Raw genomic sequence first — 15,310 nt, 5'->3', positions numbered from 1 at the left:
GAACGAACCTCGACCGCCATCTGGCGAAGGAATGCTCATGCGTGCCCTGCAACTGATCGAAGACCGCAAGCTCGAGATCACCGATATCGCACCGCCGCTGCCCCCCACGCATGGCGAGGTGACCGTGCGCATCAAGGCGGTGGCACTCAACCATATCGACGTATGGGGCTGGCGCGGCATGGCTTTTGCCAAGCGCAAGCTGCCGCTCGTCATCGGCGCGGAAGCCGCGGGCGAGGTTGAAACCGTCGGTCCGGGTGTCGGACATCTCGCACCGGGTCAGATCGTGTCGATCTACGGCGCGCGCACCTGCGGTCTATGCAGGCATTGCCGTGCCGGCCGTGACAATCTTTGCGAGAACGTCTCCGGTGTGCATGGCTTCCACCTCGACGGCTTTGCGCAGGAGAAGGTCAACCTGCCGGCACGCCTGCTCGTCCCCGCGCCCCCCGGGGTCGATGCCGTCGGTGCCGCACTTGCACCCGTTACCTTCGGCACCGTCGAACACATGCTCTTCGACAATGCCAGGCTTGAGCCGGGCGAGACGATCCTCGTGCACGCGGGCGGATCGGGCATCGGAACCGCGGCGATCCAGCTTGCCAAAAAGATGGGATGCACGGTCATCACCACGGTGGGGTCGAACGACAAGATCGAAAAGGCGAAGGCGCTGGGCGCCGATCACGTCATCAACTATCGCGAAGACCGTTTTGAGGGCGTCGTGCGCAAGCTGACCAGGAAGAAGGGTGTCGACGTCGTCTTCGAACATGTCGGCGCCGACACCTGGGCAGGGTCGATGCTATGCCTCAAGCGCGGCGGACGGCTGGTCACCTGCGGCTCGACATCGGGCATCTCCACATCGATGAACCTCATGCAGCTCTTCCAGCAGCAGTTGAAGATCCTCGGCTCCTTCGGATGCCGGATGGAGAACATGGCCGATGCGATGGAGAAGATGGCGCGCGGCCTCGTCTATCCCGTCATCGACACCGAAGTCGGATTCAACGATCTCGATACCGCGCTGGAGCGCATGGAAGGCCGAAAGGTCTTCGGCAAGATCATCCTCAAGATGGACTGACGCGGCGTGAAACTGTTTCTCACCCGCGCCGTCATCGCGCTGAGGCGCGGCAAGGACTGGCTGAGCGCACAGGCGATCTTCGCCGTGCTGGCCCTCCTTCAACTGCTGCCCGCGAAAAACGCGATCGACGTCGTCGACCGCGTCGCGCGCAGGATCGGACCGCTGACGCCGCGCCAGAAACTGGCGATGGAGAATCTGCGCCGGGCCTATCCGGAAAAGAGCGAGGAAGAGCGCGAAGCGATCGCTCGCGACATGTGGGGCAACATGGCCCGGCTTGCTGCCGAATACGTGTTCCTGGACGAGCTTTTCGACCTCGACCCTGATGCTCCGACCCCCGGCACGATCGAGGTGGCAGGCACCGACATCTTCGCCGACCTGCGCGACAATCCCCGTCCCTTCATCGTCTTTACTGCCCACACAGGCAATTTCGAACTGCTTCCGATCGCCGCCGCTGCCTACGGCCTCAACGTCACCGCGCTTTTCCGCCCGCCCAACAACCCATACGTCGCCGAGCGCATCTTCAAGGCGCGGCGCACCCGTATGGGTCACCTCGTGCCCTCCCACGCAGGCGCGGCCTGGACGCTGGCACGCACCTTGGACAACGGCGGAGCCGTCGGCATGCTGGTCGACCAGAAGTTTCACAAGGGCGTCACGACTGCGTTCTTCGGCCTGCCGGTCAAGACGAACCCGCTGCTTGCCAAATTGCAGCGTCAGTACGATTGCGAGGTCTTTCCGGCCCGTTCCATCCGCCTTCCGGACGGCCGCTTTCGCCTTGAGATCGAGCCGGCGGTATCGATTCCCCGCGACAGCCAAGGACGGGTCGATGTCGCGGCCACGGCCCAGATGCTGAACGACAAGGTGGAAACCTGGGTGCGCGAACACCCCGGTCAGTGGCAGTGGTTCCATGATCGATGGGCGATCAAGCACACATTGTGATCGCAGCCAGGGCCATCGCACCGACGGTCATCAGCGAGCAAGCCGAAGCGTAGAGCGCAAGGGCCCGTTCGATATCCCCGGCCCTTGCGCCCCGCCCGGCGGCATTGAGCATCGGTTCGGTCACGACGACACCACCATAGCTTCGCGGACCGGCAAGCCTGATGTCCAGGGCACCAGCCATGGCGGCCTCCGGCCAACCGGCGTTGGGCGAGCGATGCAGCCCGTGATCGCGCAATGCGGCCCCCATCGCCGCCCTGGCGGCCGCGACACCACCTCGCATGAACGCTGCTGCAGTGATCAGCAACGCAGAAAGCCGCGCCGCCGGCCAGTTCGCCCAATCGTCGGCGATTGCCGCCGCGCGGCCGAAGTCGACGTGGCGCGGTGATCGATGCCCGATCATCGAGTCGGCCGTATTCAGCATCTTGTAGGCGAAAAGGCCCGGCAGACCTAAGATCGCATACCAGAACGCCGGCGCGACGACTCCGTCGGAAAAATTCTCCGCCAGGCTCTCGATCGCCGCACGCCGGACACCCTGCTCGTCGAGTGTCGCGGGATCGCGCCCGACGATCCGCGCCACCGCGCTTCGACCGCCATCGATTCCGCTTGTCCTCAATCCGCTGGCCACCGCTGCGACATGATCGGATAGACTGCGCTGCGCCAGAAGGATGGCGACGATTGTTATTTCGAGGACGATCCCGAATGTCCCCAGTTCGTGAACTGCAAACCGGCAGGCCGCGCCTGTCGCCATGGCAATCAGAAGCAGGATCAAAAGCGCCTGCCGGCCGCGTTTTCGGCGCTGGCCGGGTCCATCGCTTTCATCGTTCATCGTGCGGTCGAGCGCAGCGATCAACGCCCCGAACAGCGCGACCGGGTGGGCAACGCGCCGCCACAACCAGTCGGGGTCACCGATCAGCCGGTCAGCCACCAGCGCTGCGGCGAGGATGGCGAGCTGGCTTTGAATATCGATGAGCAAATCCGGTCAAGCCCCTCGAACGATTCGCGTTTCGGCAAGTGCACGCGCCAGCCTCTCATCGCCCTCCTCGTCACTGGCGAGCCCGAACCGCAGCCAGTTCGGCGCATAGTCGAAGGCGCGAACCAGAACATGGCTTCGGCAAAGCCCGTCGTGGAGCGCCCCAGACTGTTCGTCCTCGATGAGGACGAACAGTCCCCCATCGCCAACGACCTTCAACCCCGCTTGCGCCAGGACGCGGCGCAGCGCTTGGTTGCGCGCAAAGATTTCCGTCCGCACCCGTTCGATCGCGGAGTCATTGCTCATCACCTCCGCGGCGATCTGCAGGGCCGGTCCGGACACCGCCCATGGGCCGAATGCCGCTGTGAGGCGGCGCTGCATATCCGCATCGGCGATGACGAAGCCAAGACGCAGGCCGGCAAGACCGAAAAACTTTCCGAACGACCGGAGCACGATCAGGCCCGGCATCGATGCAGCCTCGTCCGCGACACTGTGTGATGGGTCGAGATCGGCGAATGCCTCGTCGACGATCAGCGTTCCGCCTTGCGCGTTGACGTCCCATGCGATGTCAACAAGGGCATCACGAGACAAGAGCCGTCCGTCCGGATTGTTGGGATTGACGATCACCACCACCTGATGATGCGGGGCAATCTGATCGGCATCGCCGATCGCATCCACGCGCCATCCGGTGCGTCTCAGGCTGGCCGCATGCTCGCTGTATGTCGGGCCCAATACGGCCGCTCTTGTCGGCGCGCCCATAAGTCCCGGCAGATGCTGGATCGCCGCTTGCGTCCCTGGCGATGGAAGCGGCAGCGCCTCACCCGTACCGTAGAAGTGCGCCGCGGCGCGCCGTGCCCGTAGTTCGAGATCGCAGTCGGGCAGTCGCGACCAGAGCGTCTCGTCGAGTGGTGGAAGCGCAACCGGCTTGGGGTTGATCCCGGTGGAAAGGTCGAGCCAGGCATGCGGCTGCCCCCCATATGTCGCCACCGCCTCGGCCAGTCCGCCGCCATGAGCCATGGTCAAGCGCATGCCGACCCCTCGATATCGATCACATGCATGAAGGAGCCTGCAACCCGCCCGCGCTGCAGGCCGGCCGGACCGAGATCACTGCCGGCCGCGTCCCGAACATCGAAAAGACGATCCGCCTCGCCCTCCCGAACGACGCCGGCGTAGTGGAACTCGTGCGCCGTCATCGGGGCCGACCAGGCAAAGCCGGCGCGCGGCTTGAGGCGTCGGTATCCAAGATGGCGGCGCGGCGCGGCGAAACTCGTCTCCAGTGGCAACAGGCCCAGCATCGCGTGGCGCTCACCTTCTGCATCGATGAGCCCCTCGCCAAGCGCCATGTAGCCGCCGCACTCACCATAGATCACGGCGCCGCTGCGCATTGCCCGGTGCATGCCCTCGCGAAATGCAAACGCATCGGCGAGCCGCCCGGCGTGAAGCTCCGGATAGCCGCCGGGAAGGTAGACCGCGTCGGCATCGTCATGCGGCGCTTCCCCGGCGAGCGGCGAGAAGAAGCGGACCTCCGCGCCGCGCCGTCGCCAGCCAAGCAGCATGTGTTCGTAGGTAAAGGCGAAGGCGATATCCCGTGCGACGGAGATCCGCTGCCCAAGCGGCGGCAGGCGGGCAATGTTGGCGTCGCTCGGCGCATTCCCGAAAATATGCGCCGTGCGCAGCATGGCATCGATCGCACATCCCGTCTCCACCGCATCGGCCGCACGTTCCACGAATGCTTCCAGGCCCGCATGCTCACCAGCCTGAACCAGTCCGAGATGCCGCTCGGGCAAGCAAAGCGCTTCATCGCGCTTCAGAACGCCGAATGCTTCGATGCCCGCCTGCGCGAGCGCTTGGCGCAACATGGCCTCATGGCGCGCACTCGCCACGCGGTTGAGGATGACGCCCGCGATCATCACGCTCGGATCGAAACGGGCAAAGCCCGAAACGAGCGCCGCGATGGAATGGGACATCTTCGCGCAATCGACCACGAAGACGACCGGCAGTCGCAGGAGCTTGGCCAGATCGGCGGCGCAGCCTTTTCCGTCGGCCGCTCCATCGAAGAGCCCCATCATCGCTTCGACCACGAGCAGCTTTCCACCCGCCGTCGCGAGCGCGGCATTGGTCCTGATCAGTTCCGGCCGCATGGCCCATGGATCGTAGTTGAGACACAGTGCCCCGCTCGCGGCGGCATGAAATGCCGGATCGATATAGTCGGGCCCGGCCTTTCCGGGCGCGATCGAGATGCCGCGCCGGCGAAGTGCCCGCATGAGCCCCAGCGTCACCGTCGTCTTTCCCTGCCCGGAGGCCGGTGCTGCGACAAGCAAACCCGTCATCTTCAGACTGCTGTCCTGTGCGCGCCAGCCGCGCTGGCGAAAGGATCGGCGACGAGCGTCCGGCCCGCCTTCGCGCCGAGCCAATCCAGCCCGGCGCGAAGGCGGACCACTTCCCCCAGAACGACGATCGCCGGCGGTTCGAGGCCGCTTGCGGCAATATCGGCAGAGGCCTTCCCGAGCGTGGTCTCCAGCACCGCCTGCCGCGCGGTCGCGGCGTTGCAGACGAACGCCATCGGCTCCTCCGGCCGCCGGCCCGCAGCGATCAGGCGTGCTGAGATCGTGTCGATATGCTTCATCGCCATATACATGACGACAACCGGCGATCCCTTCGCCACGGCCTGCCAGTCAATGCGATCAGGCACCAGACCGGAGGAGTCATGCCCGGTGAGAAAAGTGACAGAATGGTTGGTCTCGCGGTGAGTGACGGGAATGCCGGCATAGGCCAGCCCGCCGACCCCGGCGGTGATCCCCGGCACGATACGAAACGCGACGGCATGCTCCACCAGCGTCAGCGCCTCCTCTCCCCCGCGCCCGAAGACGAACGGATCCCCGCCCTTCAACCGCGCGACGCGCTTGCCCGCACGCGCAACCTCCACCAGCTTCAACGAAATGTCGCGCTGCTTGGGCGAAGGCTTGCCGCCCCTCTTGCCGGCAAAGAAAAGGTCGGCATCGGCTTTCGCCCATTTCAGGCAGGTCTCGTCGACGAGCGCGTCATAGACGATCACATCGGCCTGCATGAGCGCCTTGACGGCCAGCATGGACATCAGCCCGGGATCGCCCGGACCGGCGCCGATCAGCCAGACATGGCCGGGTTCGAGATCCGGCAAGCCATCGAATGGCGATTGCGGTTGGATGCTCATGACAACCTTGTCTTCCCCATTTTCCCACCAATACCTATAAGCGCAGCATGACCATCAGGAACGGTACAGAGCCGCGGGAAATGCGCAAGCCTGGCGGCAAAGAGGCGCCGGCGCCCCTGCGTCGCGGCTGGACGACCGGAGCCTGCGCCACCGCTGCGACAAAAGCCGCCCTGACCGCTCTCTTCACCGGTGATTTTCCCGATCCGGTGTCGATCCGACTTCCGCGCGGCGAAGAACCCGCCTTTGCTCTGAGCCTTGAAGAGCGCACCACCCAGATGGCGCGCGCCGGCATCGTCAAGGATGCCGGCGACGATCCCGACGTCACGCACGGCGCCACGATCATCGCCGAGGTGAAGCGCCTTCCTGTCGGCAGCGGCATCCGCTTTCGCGCCGGCGAGGGCGTCGGCACGGTGACGAAGGCGGGTCTGCCCGTCCCTATCGGCGAGCCGGCGATCAATCCGGTGCCGCGGGCCATGATGGTCGCGGAAATAGAAGAACTCTGTGCCAAGAACGGTGTCCTGCCCGACATCGAGGTGACGATCTGCGTTCCCGGCGGCGCGGCCCTGGCGCAAAAGACGTGGAACCCCCGCCTCGGCATCGTCGGCGGCATTTCCATTCTCGGAACGACCGGGGTTGTTCAGCCGTTCTCCTGTTCGGCCTGGATCCATTCCATCCATCGCGGCATCGATGTCGCCCGCGCCGAAGGTCTGGCTCACGTGCTCGGCGCCACCGGCTCGACCTCCGAGGCAACGGCCCGTGCGCTCTACGGACTGCCCGAGATCGCCTGCCTCGACATGGGCGACTTTGCCGGCGGCCTGCTCAAATATCTGCGCAACCATCCGCTCCCGCGCCTGACGATCGCCGGCGGCTTTGCCAAGCTGACCAAACTGGCCCAGGGCGCGCTCGACCTGCATTCCGGCCGATCCGAGGTCGACATGGCTTTCCTCGCGGCGCTCGCGGGCGACCTGCGGGCTGACCTGAACAACCGGATTCTGAATGCCAACACCGCGCTCGAAGTGCTTGAATTGACTCGCGACGCCGGGATTGACCTCGCCGCACCCGTCGCCGAGCGCGCGCGTTGGACCGCGCTCGCGACCCTGCGCGGCGCGCCGGTCGCGGTCGACGTGATCGTTACCGATCGGAAGGGAGCCATTCTTGCGCGCGCCGGCTGAGACGATCCTGATTCTCGGCGGCACGAGTGAGGCAGCCGAGATCGCGACAGCGCTCGTCGCGCGCGGCGCTCGCCGCGTGATCTCCTCCCTTGCCGGCCGCACGCGCAGGCCCGCGCCGCTGCCGGGCGAAACGCGCATCGGGGGGTTCGGCGGCGTGGCGGGCTTCGTCGCATACATTCGCTCAGAGCACGTCGATACGCTGGTGGACGCAACGCACCCCTTTGCCGCCGCGATTTCGGCCAACGCCTCGAAGGCCTCGCATCTTGCAGGGGTCCGCCTCCTCGCCCTCGACCGTCCGGCATGGCAGAAACGGCACGACGATGCGTGGAGCATCGTTGCCTCGCTCGAAGAAGCGGCCGCCGTCATCCCGCCGGGAGCGACGGTCCTGCTGGCGCTTGGCAGCCAACATCTCGATGCGTTCAACGGGCGCAAGGATGCGGACTTTCTGGTGCGCATGGTCGACCCGCCGGACGGCCCGTTGAACCTGGCGCGATATCGGATCATCCTCGGTCGCCCCTCGCCCGATGCGGCGCGGGAGGCGGACCTGCTGCGCGACAATGCGGTGACGCACATCGTCTGCCGCAACTCCGGCGGCGTCGGCGCATACGCCAAGATCGAGGCCGCGCGACGGCTTCGTCTTCCCGTCATCATGGTCGACAGGCCCGCGGCACCGACAGGCGGCCAGCGCTTCGATACCGTCGACGCGCTGCTCACCGCGCTTTGACCTTCTTGCCGCGATTTCTGAGCACATGTGCATAGTCGGCGTCGTAGAGAGCGGAATCGCGAAAGGAGACCTCACCGAAGACCTTGCCGACGAAGATCAGGGCCGTGCGTGTGATCTTCGCTTCGCGCACCGCCTCCTTCATCCCGGCAAGCGTGGTGCGGATGTAGCGCTCGTCCGGCCATGTCGCGCGATAAGCGACGACCACCGGACAATCGGCGCCGTAAAACGGTTCCAGCGCTTCGCGCACATAGGCAAGGTTGCGGATCGACAGATGGATCGCCAGCGTCGCGCCCGACCGACCGAGGATTTCGAGCTGCTCGCCTTCCGGCATGGCCGAGGCCTTCATGCCCGTGCGCGTCACGATAATGGTCTGGGCGATCTCCGGCAGCGTCAGCTCGGTCTTCAGCTTCGCCGCGGCCCCGGCGAAGGCCGGCACGCCCGGCACGACCTCGTAGTCGATGTCGAGCCCATCGAGCCGGCGCATCTGCTCGGCCACCGCGCCGTAGATAGACGGATCGCCGGAATGGACGCGCGCGACGTCGTGGCCCGCCGCATGCGCCGCCTCGATGTCCGCGATGATCTCGTCGAGATGCATAGGTGCGGTGTCCTTCACCAGTGCGCCCGCCGGTGCGGCCCTGACGATTTCCTCCGGCACCAGCGAGCCGGCGTAGAGGCACACCGGGCACCGCTCGATCAGCCGCAGCCCGCGAACGGTGATGAGATCGGCCGCCCCCGGTCCGGCCCCGATGAAATAGACAGTCATCGCGGCGCCCCCTTCATTGCGGTACCCGCCTTCCCCGCATAGCCGCGCGGCGTATAGACCCAGCGACGCCCGTCGCCGGTCGAAACCGTTTTCGTTTCGGACGAACCGACGATGACGACGGTCAGCATGTCGACATCGTCCACATCCAGCTCGCGAAGCGACACAATCCGGACCGCTTCGCCCGCCCGACCGAGATTCGTGGCAAGCACGATCGGCGTTTCGGCCGGGCGATGCTGAAGCAGGACCTCGCGGGCATGGGCCAGTTGCGTGCGCCGTCGCTTCGACACGGGATTGTAGAAGGCGATGACGAAATCGCCTTCGGCGGCCGCCTTCACCCGCCGCTTGATGTCGTCCCACGGCGTCAGCAGGTCCGACAGCGAGATGGTGCAGAAATCATGGCCGAGCGGCGCGCCGGCCCGCGCCGCCGCCGCCTGCAGCGCCGAGATGCCCGGCGACACGGCGATCTCGATGCGGCGCGCGGCGTCCGGAATGTCGCCTTTCTCGATCAGTTCGAAGACAAGCGTCGCCATGGCATAGATGCCGGCATCGCCGGAGCAGACCAGCGCCACATGCCGCCCCTCGCCGGCGAGTTCCATGGCGTGCCGCACGCGCTTTTCCTCGGCGCCGAGATCGAAATCGTGCCGCGCCTTGCCCTTCGCGAGTGGGCCGATGAGGTCGAGATAGAGCGAATAACCGACGAGATCGGTCGAGCGCGCGATCATTGCGGAGACTTCCGGCGAGCGCCAGTGATCAGCGCCGGGACCGATGCCGACGACGAAGAGGGTGCCGCGCGCCCTGCCGATCCTGGCTGCATCAACGGGCTGCGTCGCCCGCGCAATCGCCGCCGTCGCCGATTTGGTCTTGATCTTGGGCACCACCAGCATGCCGTCCGGCCCGCACGCCGCCAGCGCCGCGCCCTCGGCGACGCCATGGCAGCCGACCTCCGAGAAGACGACATCAGACGGGTTGGCGAGGCGCGGCGTCTCGGCCTCCAGCGTCGCGACGTCGAAGAAGCGCGCCGGCACGCCGAAATGCGCCGCCACGGCTTGGATCGCCGCTTCGTCAGCCTTCAGATCGATCGACGCGATCGCCGCAAGGCTCTCCGGCGCAAGGCCCGCCTCGCGCAAAGAGCGCTCGGCGAGCGCGACCGCCTCGTCCGCCGGCGCGCCGCGCTCCGAACCCATGCCGAGAACGAGTGTCTGCGGACGATAGACGAGTTCGGACGGTCCGGGTTCGTGGGCGCGATCCGTCACGGTCAAACGCACCGCTCCATCCTCGTCGAACGGGATCCGGCTATCAGTCAGCCAATCGGCCTCTCCCGCCAGGCGCGCCGACGCACCGGCGACGATTTCGGCCATGACCGCTTTCGCGCTTTCCGGATTGGCGAGCCGGTAGCCGGCGGGAGGATCGTCCAGCGCAACACCGAAGCGCAGATCGCCGGCGGTCGTCACCGCCGGATGGCCGCCGAGAGCCGTCGCCAGCATGCGCGCCAGATCGTTCGCGCCATGATGCCCGCCAAGAAGCGGCACGATGCTCGCACCGTCCTCCGAAATCGCGAGAACGGGCGGTTCGCCGCGCTTGTCGGCAAGGTGGGGCGCCAAAAGCCGAATCACCGCGCCGGCCGCCATCACCGCCGCGATCGGCCGCCCCTGCCGGAACAGTGCCGCAAGATGCGCGCCTGCATCCTCAAAGCTGACATCGGCCTCCCCGACGCGACGCGCCAGCCCGTGCACCTCGCCGCCGATTGCATCGGCCACCTGGCGCGCCAGCGCCATGGCGCCGGCATGGAGTATGACGACCGCCGGCCTCACGAGCCCGCCTTCCCGAGATCGGCGACCCACGCTTCCGCCCCCTTGTAGATCAGGATCATTGAGAAATAAGGCGCCTCGCCCTCCACACTGGCCAACGGCATCAATCGCTCCGTTCCGAGCGAAACACGCTCCGCATAGATCGCGGTGCCGATCAGATTCATCTTTTCAAGCAATGCCCGTACCCGTTTGAAATGGCGACCGATCTTGATGATCGCGACCGCGTCCGCAGATGCTATCCCGGCCGCAAGTGCTGTATCGTCGAGCGGACCGGGCAGCACCGTCAGCACATCAATTCTTGCCGCCAGCGGACGCCGGGTGGCGGCCGCCGATGCCATGAGCGAGGAGACGCCGGGAACGACCTCAACCCTATAGTGCCCGGCCAGCCGTTCGAAGAGATACATGAAGGAGCCGTAGAAGAACGGATCGCCTTCGCAGAGCACCGCGACGTCGTGTCCCGCATCGAGTTCGGCGGCGATTGCCGCCGACGCCGCGTCGTAGACCGCTTTGGCCGGAAACCGTTCGACACGCATCGGCACGACGATCGGAATCTCGCGCTGCGACGGATCGAGGTAGGCCGCAACGATCGAACGCGCGAAGCTTTCGCCAGTATCCGGCGCCGGATAGGCGACCACGGGCACGGCCCCAAGAATGCGATGCGCCTTCAGCGTGATCAGTTCCGGATCGCCCGGTCCGACGCCGAGCCCGTATAGCGTTCCCGTCATCGAGGCTTCTCCAGCGAGAAGAGCGTCACCGGCATGAACGGCTTCCACCCCGAAAAACGTCCGACAGGTTCGGCACGCGAAACGGCGATGCGGACAAGTTCTCCTCCGTGATCGGCGTGGAGCGCCAGCATCCGCGCCTCGCTTTCCAGCGTGACCGCCGTCGCCACCAGTCGCCCGCCCGGGCGAAGCGCCGTCCAGCAGACCTCGAAGACGCCGGCGCCGCTCAATCCACCACCGATGAAGACCGCATGCGGCGCATCGAGGCCACTCAGCACATCCGGCGCCTCTCCCTGAATGGCAGCGATGTCCGGCGCGCCAAGCCGGGCCGCGTTTTCCCTCAGCATCGCCAGCCGTCCCGCATCCCGCTCGATCGCCACCGCGCGGGCACCCTCGGCGGCACGCATCCATTCGATTGCGACCGAGCCGCAGCCGGCGCCGACATCCCAGAGAAGCCGCCCCGCTGCCGGCCGCAGATGAGCGAGAACGACGGCGCGCACCTCGCGCTTGGTCAGTTGCCCGTCATGGCGGTAGGCGTCGTCCGGCAGTCCCGGGCCAGTGCCGTCGACAATCGGCCGCACATTCGCCCAGCACTCGATCGCCAGCGTATTGAAATCGGCGAACCTTTCATCGCCGATCATCTCGGCCGTCGTCTCGACCATGCGCTCTTGCGGCCCGCCCATATGCTCCAGGACGGTGAGGCGCGAGGCGCCGTATCCAGCTTCGCACAGAATGCGTGCGGCCTCCCCGGCCGTTCCGCCAGCCGAGGTCAGCGCCAGGATGCGCCTTCCCTCCGACAGATGCGCCGCCAGCCGCTCGACCGCGCGTCCGTGCAGCGAGATGTGCGCCGCATCCTGCAGCGGCCAGCCGAGCCTTGCTGCCGCGAGCGAGAAGGCCGATGGCGATGGCAGCACGCGCATTTCGTCAGCCGCGACGTGGGCAAGCAGCGTCGCGCCAATGCCGTAATGCATGGGATCGCCCGTCGCCAGCACGCAGACAGGTTCGCCGCGGCGGGCCAGGATTTGCCCGATCGTCGCCTGCACGCCCGCCGACCAGTCGGTCACCTGGCTTTCGCCAAGCGTCAGGCGGTCGAGCACGCGGCGCGAACCGACCACCATGCGGGCGCCGTCGAGCGCGCGCCGCTGGGCCGGTGTCAGGCCATCGGCGCCATCGTCGCCGACACCGAGTATGCTGAGCCATGGCGCCTCGGCCATTATTCGCCTCCCGCCGCGATCGCGTTGACCGCCGCCGAAGCCATGGCGCTGCCGCCGCGCCGGCCCTTGACCGTGATGAACGGTACGCCGCAGGAGTCCGCCATCAGTTCCGCCTTCGATTCCGCCGCGCCGACGAAGCCGACCGGCATGCCGATGATCAGCGCCGGCTTCGGGGCGCCGGCCTCGATCAGTTCGAGAAGCCGGAAGAGTGCCGTCGGCGCATTGCCGATCGCCACGACCGCGTTCTCCATGTGCGGCACCCAGAAATCGACCTGCGCGGCCGAACGGGTCGTGCTTTCGGCCTTGGCGCGGGACGGAACGCATGCATCGTTCAACAGGCACAGCACGTCGTTCTGGGCCGGCAGCAACCGTCCGATGATGCCATGACGGACCATCTCGACATCGCACAGGACCGGCGCGCCCGCGCCGAGAGCTGAACGCCCAACTGCGGCCGCATTGGACGAGAAGACGAGATCATCGACAAGGTCGATCATACCGCACGCATGAATCAGTCTGACAGCGACCGACCGCATGCCGTTGGAAAACTGAGACAAATCCGCTTCCGCCTCGATCGCCGCGAAGGATTGCTGATAGATCGCGGTCGGGTCGCGGACATAATTGAAACGAGGCGTCGGCCGGAACGCCGCCCGCTCCAACCCCGCCCCGACGATCCACCCCTCTTCCGCAAGGACGACGGCGCGCTGCGTCTCGTCGAGATCGGCGGGAGCGCCGAGCAGGGGCTCCAGCCGTCCCTCGTGGTCGAGTGCGGCCATCGCGGTCGCCGCAGTGCGGACCTGCGCGGCATCCTTGACCTCGCCGGCGAACGGCACGACGGGAAAGAGCGACGGATAGATTTCGGCGATTGTCACTGCCCGGTCGAGCCGTGTTGCAAAATCCGTCTCGAAGGGCCAGACGGCCGTCACGTCCTTCAGATCCGGCCGCGTGCGCAGCTTCTCCAGCGCCGCGATGCCGAGCAGCGTCTGGCTGCCGACCGAGCCCGTATAGGCCATCTGCCAGACCGATTTGGCGGTCCGCACGCGATGTTCGACCAGCCGCCGCTCCGCGATCTCGCCGTACTCCGCCGTCCGGGTCTGCGAAAGGCCGTCGTGGCGCTGTCCGTTGGCGTGTCCCCAGAACAGGGGCGCTGCGAAATCCGCGAGATTCATCTGCCCCGCGAGCGCGAAACGGTTGGACCGGTTGTCCGGCCCGTCGGCGACGTCCCGCGCCATCCGTGACCAGACCGCGCGCCAGTCGGCGGCACCGCCGATCGACCGCGCAGCGCCCGCCGGATAGCCGAACCCGAAATCGAAACCCGCAAGAAGCCTCTTGCCCTCGTCGAGCAGGTTGGCGATCAGCCCGGCGACCCGGTCCATCGCCGCGTTTCGAGTCGGAATGTTTTCGACAAGGCGCAGACCAGCCTGCTCCCTTCCCCTTGCCGCGAGCGCGATCCAGATCGAATCGCGCCCCTTGGTGGGAGCGTTGGCAGCCGACCAGTCGACCATCAGATAGGCGTCGAATAGCGGTTTCACCGCCGGCCCTTCTCCATGGAGCGCGGCCCGAGCGGATGATCCGCATGGGGATAGGGATGGTGATGATGGTCGTGATCATGGTGGTGGTCATGATCATGATCGTGATGATCGTGTCCATGGTGGTGATGGCCGTGCACCGGCTCCAGCGATCCGGCACTGGCGTGGCTGTGCACCGGCGTAAACGGCAGGCCATGGGCGCGGCAGAAGTCCTCGTCCCGGCAGGAGGCGTCGCAATCGCCCTGGCAAGGACAATTCTCCAGCCCGCCGCCAATACCCTCCACATGGTGATGGTGGCTCTCCTGCGGCAATCCCACTTCCGCCTCGAACCCAAGCACCTGTTCGCGATACTTGCACATCTGGCAGTTCATCACCGCCTGGCCGTCAAGGATTTCCTGGACGCGATCCTGGAACGTGTCGAGGACCAGCGGATGGTCGTTGAGATAAGGCGCCTTGACGAACTGGATGCCTGGATGACGCGCGGCCACCTGATCGGCATAGCTGTAGATGCGCTTCACCAGCACGCCGGTGAAGAGGAAATAGGGAAAGACGACGATGCGCCGGTAGCCGAGCTTTGCCGCATGTTCGAGCCCCGGCTCGACGAGCGGAAAGGTGACGCCCGAATAGCAGGTCTCGCCCCAACCGAAGCCCATGCCCTCCCATAGCATCCGCATGACCTTGGCGACATTCGAGTTGGCGTCGGGGTCGGACGCCCCGCGGCCAACGACCATCAGCAGCGTCTCGTGGCGCGAGACCCTTCCGTGTTCCTGATCTGCCGCGTCGATCGCTTCGCCGATGCGCGCGCCTGCCGCGCGGATCATCTTCAGGTCGACGCCGAGCTCACGGCCATAATGGATGACCATGTCGCGATTCTGCGCGCCATAGGTGTTGAGCACCGAGGGAATGTCGTTCTTGGCGTGGCCGGCGGCGAAGAGCATGCCCGGCACGGCCAGCACCTTCGTCACGCCCTTTTCGCACAGGCGGTCGAGCCCGTCCGAAATCACCGGATCGCAAAATTCGAGATAGCCGTATTCGACGGGCGTGTCGGGATATCGCGTCCGCAGCCCTTCCGCGACCGAAGCGAATTCGCGCGCCGCGTTCTGGTTGCGGCTACCATGGCCGCACACCATGATGCCGACGGTTTCCGATGGAAGCGATGTCATAGCGTCGGGCCTTTCGCGGCGGAGCCTCATGCTGCACGCGGGCGCCGCCCCAGCCG

14 protein-coding genes are annotated in these 15,310 nt (G+C 66.3%); 4 read left to right on the top strand and 10 right to left on the bottom strand.

Annotation, left to right across the window (positions count from 1 at the left end):
* Nucleotides 1-37 precede the first annotated feature (37 nt).
* Nucleotides 38-1,066, top strand: coding sequence for a zinc-binding dehydrogenase (locus CN673_RS03575; RefSeq protein WP_099865056.1), 1,029 nt, complete (start codon nt 38-40; stop codon nt 1,064-1,066).
* 6 nt (nt 1,067-1,072) lie between these two features.
* On the top strand, nt 1,073-2,002 hold the full coding sequence (locus CN673_RS03570) for a lipid A biosynthesis lauroyl acyltransferase (protein WP_099864817.1): 930 nt from the start codon (nt 1,073-1,075) through the stop codon (nt 2,000-2,002).
* On the opposite strand, the gene cbiB is transcribed toward CN673_RS03570, so the two are convergent.
* Genes cbiB through cobA form a run of 4 tightly spaced genes read right to left on the bottom strand, consistent with a single transcriptional unit; the run spans nt 1,986 to nt 6,162 of the window.
* Entirely contained in the window at nt 1,986-2,969 is a 984-nt protein-coding gene (gene cbiB / locus CN673_RS03565) for an adenosylcobinamide-phosphate synthase CbiB (RefSeq protein ID WP_245409782.1), read from the bottom strand. The genes CN673_RS03570 and cbiB overlap by 17 nt on opposite strands.
* Before the next feature lie 12 nt (nt 2,970-2,981).
* Complete coding sequence (gene cobD, locus CN673_RS03560; RefSeq protein ID WP_099864816.1) at nt 2,982-4,001, bottom strand: threonine-phosphate decarboxylase CobD; 1,020 nt, start codon at nt 3,999-4,001, stop codon at nt 2,982-2,984.
* A complete protein-coding gene (locus CN673_RS03555; RefSeq protein ID WP_099865054.1) occupies nt 3,992-5,302 on the bottom strand; it encodes a cobyrinic acid a,c-diamide synthase CobB in 1,311 nt (436 codons plus the stop codon). The genes cobD and CN673_RS03555 overlap by 10 nt, the downstream gene beginning before the upstream one ends.
* Nucleotides 5,303-5,304: 2 nt before the next feature.
* On the bottom strand, nt 5,305-6,162 hold the full coding sequence (gene cobA / locus CN673_RS03550) for a uroporphyrinogen-III C-methyltransferase (protein WP_099864815.1): 858 nt from the start codon (nt 6,160-6,162) through the stop codon (nt 5,305-5,307).
* Nucleotides 6,163-6,242: 80 nt separating this feature from the next.
* Between cobA and CN673_RS03545 the strand changes: the two genes are divergently transcribed.
* A complete protein-coding gene (locus CN673_RS03545) occupies nt 6,243-7,334 on the top strand; it encodes a cobalt-precorrin-5B (C(1))-methyltransferase (RefSeq protein WP_099864814.1) in 1,092 nt (363 codons plus the stop codon).
* Nucleotides 7,318-8,058 carry a cobalt-precorrin-6A reductase gene (locus CN673_RS03540; RefSeq protein ID WP_099864813.1) on the top strand — a complete coding sequence of 247 codons (741 nt, stop codon included), beginning with the start codon at nt 7,318-7,320 and terminating at the stop codon, nt 8,056-8,058. The genes CN673_RS03545 and CN673_RS03540 overlap by 17 nt, the downstream gene beginning before the upstream one ends.
* Here CN673_RS03540 and cobM read toward each other — a convergent pair.
* The 6 genes from cobM to CN673_RS03510 form a co-directional block, all read right to left on the bottom strand.
* A complete protein-coding gene (gene cobM, locus CN673_RS03535) occupies nt 8,045-8,821 on the bottom strand; it encodes a precorrin-4 C(11)-methyltransferase (RefSeq protein ID WP_099864812.1) in 777 nt (258 codons plus the stop codon). The genes CN673_RS03540 and cobM overlap by 14 nt on opposite strands.
* Nucleotides 8,818-10,596, bottom strand: a complete 1,779-nt coding sequence (gene cobJ, locus CN673_RS03530) for a precorrin-3B C(17)-methyltransferase (protein WP_099865053.1) — start codon at nt 10,594-10,596, stop codon at nt 8,818-8,820. The genes cobM and cobJ overlap by 4 nt, the downstream gene beginning before the upstream one ends.
* A gap of 32 nt (nt 10,597-10,628) precedes the next feature.
* Entirely contained in the window at nt 10,629-11,354 is a 726-nt protein-coding gene (gene cobI / locus CN673_RS03525) for a precorrin-2 C(20)-methyltransferase (protein ID WP_099864811.1), read from the bottom strand.
* On the bottom strand, nt 11,351-12,565 hold the full coding sequence (gene cbiE / locus CN673_RS03520) for a precorrin-6y C5,15-methyltransferase (decarboxylating) subunit CbiE (RefSeq protein ID WP_099864810.1): 1,215 nt from the start codon (nt 12,563-12,565) through the stop codon (nt 11,351-11,353). The genes cobI and cbiE overlap by 4 nt, the downstream gene beginning before the upstream one ends.
* Nucleotides 12,565-13,221 (bottom strand): precorrin-8X methylmutase, encoded by a 657-nt coding sequence (locus CN673_RS21250; protein WP_245409781.1) that lies wholly within the window; start codon nt 13,219-13,221, stop codon nt 12,565-12,567. The genes cbiE and CN673_RS21250 overlap by 1 nt, the downstream gene beginning before the upstream one ends.
* Before the next feature lie 869 nt (nt 13,222-14,090).
* Nucleotides 14,091-15,254: a sirohydrochlorin chelatase gene (locus tag CN673_RS03510; protein ID WP_099864809.1), complete on the bottom strand. Its 1,164-nt coding sequence runs from the start codon at nt 15,252-15,254 to the stop codon at nt 14,091-14,093.
* Between the last annotated feature and the right edge of the window lie 56 nt (nt 15,255-15,310).

It is taken from the genome of Neopararhizobium haloflavum (assembly GCF_002750855.1).
GTDB lineage: Bacteria > Pseudomonadota > Alphaproteobacteria > Rhizobiales > Rhizobiaceae > Georhizobium > Georhizobium haloflavum.
This window is presented reverse-complemented; position numbering and strand designations above follow the sequence as displayed.

Bases quoted from the DNA above. Each gene is read 5' to 3' on its own strand.
- CN673_RS03575 (WP_099865056.1), top strand. From the start codon at position 38: ATGCGTGCCCTGCAACTGATCGAAGACCGCAAGCTCGAGATCACCGAT.
- cobD (WP_099864816.1), bottom strand. From the start codon at position 4,001: ATGCGCTTGACCATGGCTCATGGCGGCGGACTGGCCGAGGCGGTGGCG.
- CN673_RS03555 (WP_099865054.1), bottom strand. From the start codon at position 5,302: ATGACGGGTTTGCTTGTCGCAGCACCGGCCTCCGGGCAGGGAAAGACG.
- cobA (WP_099864815.1), bottom strand. From the start codon at position 6,162: ATGAGCATCCAACCGCAATCGCCATTCGATGGCTTGCCGGATCTCGAA.
- CN673_RS03545 (WP_099864814.1), top strand. From the start codon at position 6,243: ATGCGCAAGCCTGGCGGCAAAGAGGCGCCGGCGCCCCTGCGTCGCGGC.
- cobM (WP_099864812.1), bottom strand. From the start codon at position 8,821: ATGACTGTCTATTTCATCGGGGCCGGACCGGGGGCGGCCGATCTCATC.
- cobJ (WP_099865053.1), bottom strand. From the start codon at position 10,596: ATGGCGCTGGCGCGCCAGGTGGCCGATGCAATCGGCGGCGAGGTGCAC.
- cobI (WP_099864811.1), bottom strand. From the start codon at position 11,354: ATGACGGGAACGCTATACGGGCTCGGCGTCGGACCGGGCGATCCGGAA.
- cbiE (WP_099864810.1), bottom strand. From the start codon at position 12,565: ATGGCCGAGGCGCCATGGCTCAGCATACTCGGTGTCGGCGACGATGGC.
- CN673_RS03510 (WP_099864809.1), bottom strand. From the start codon at position 15,254: ATGACATCGCTTCCATCGGAAACCGTCGGCATCATGGTGTGCGGCCAT.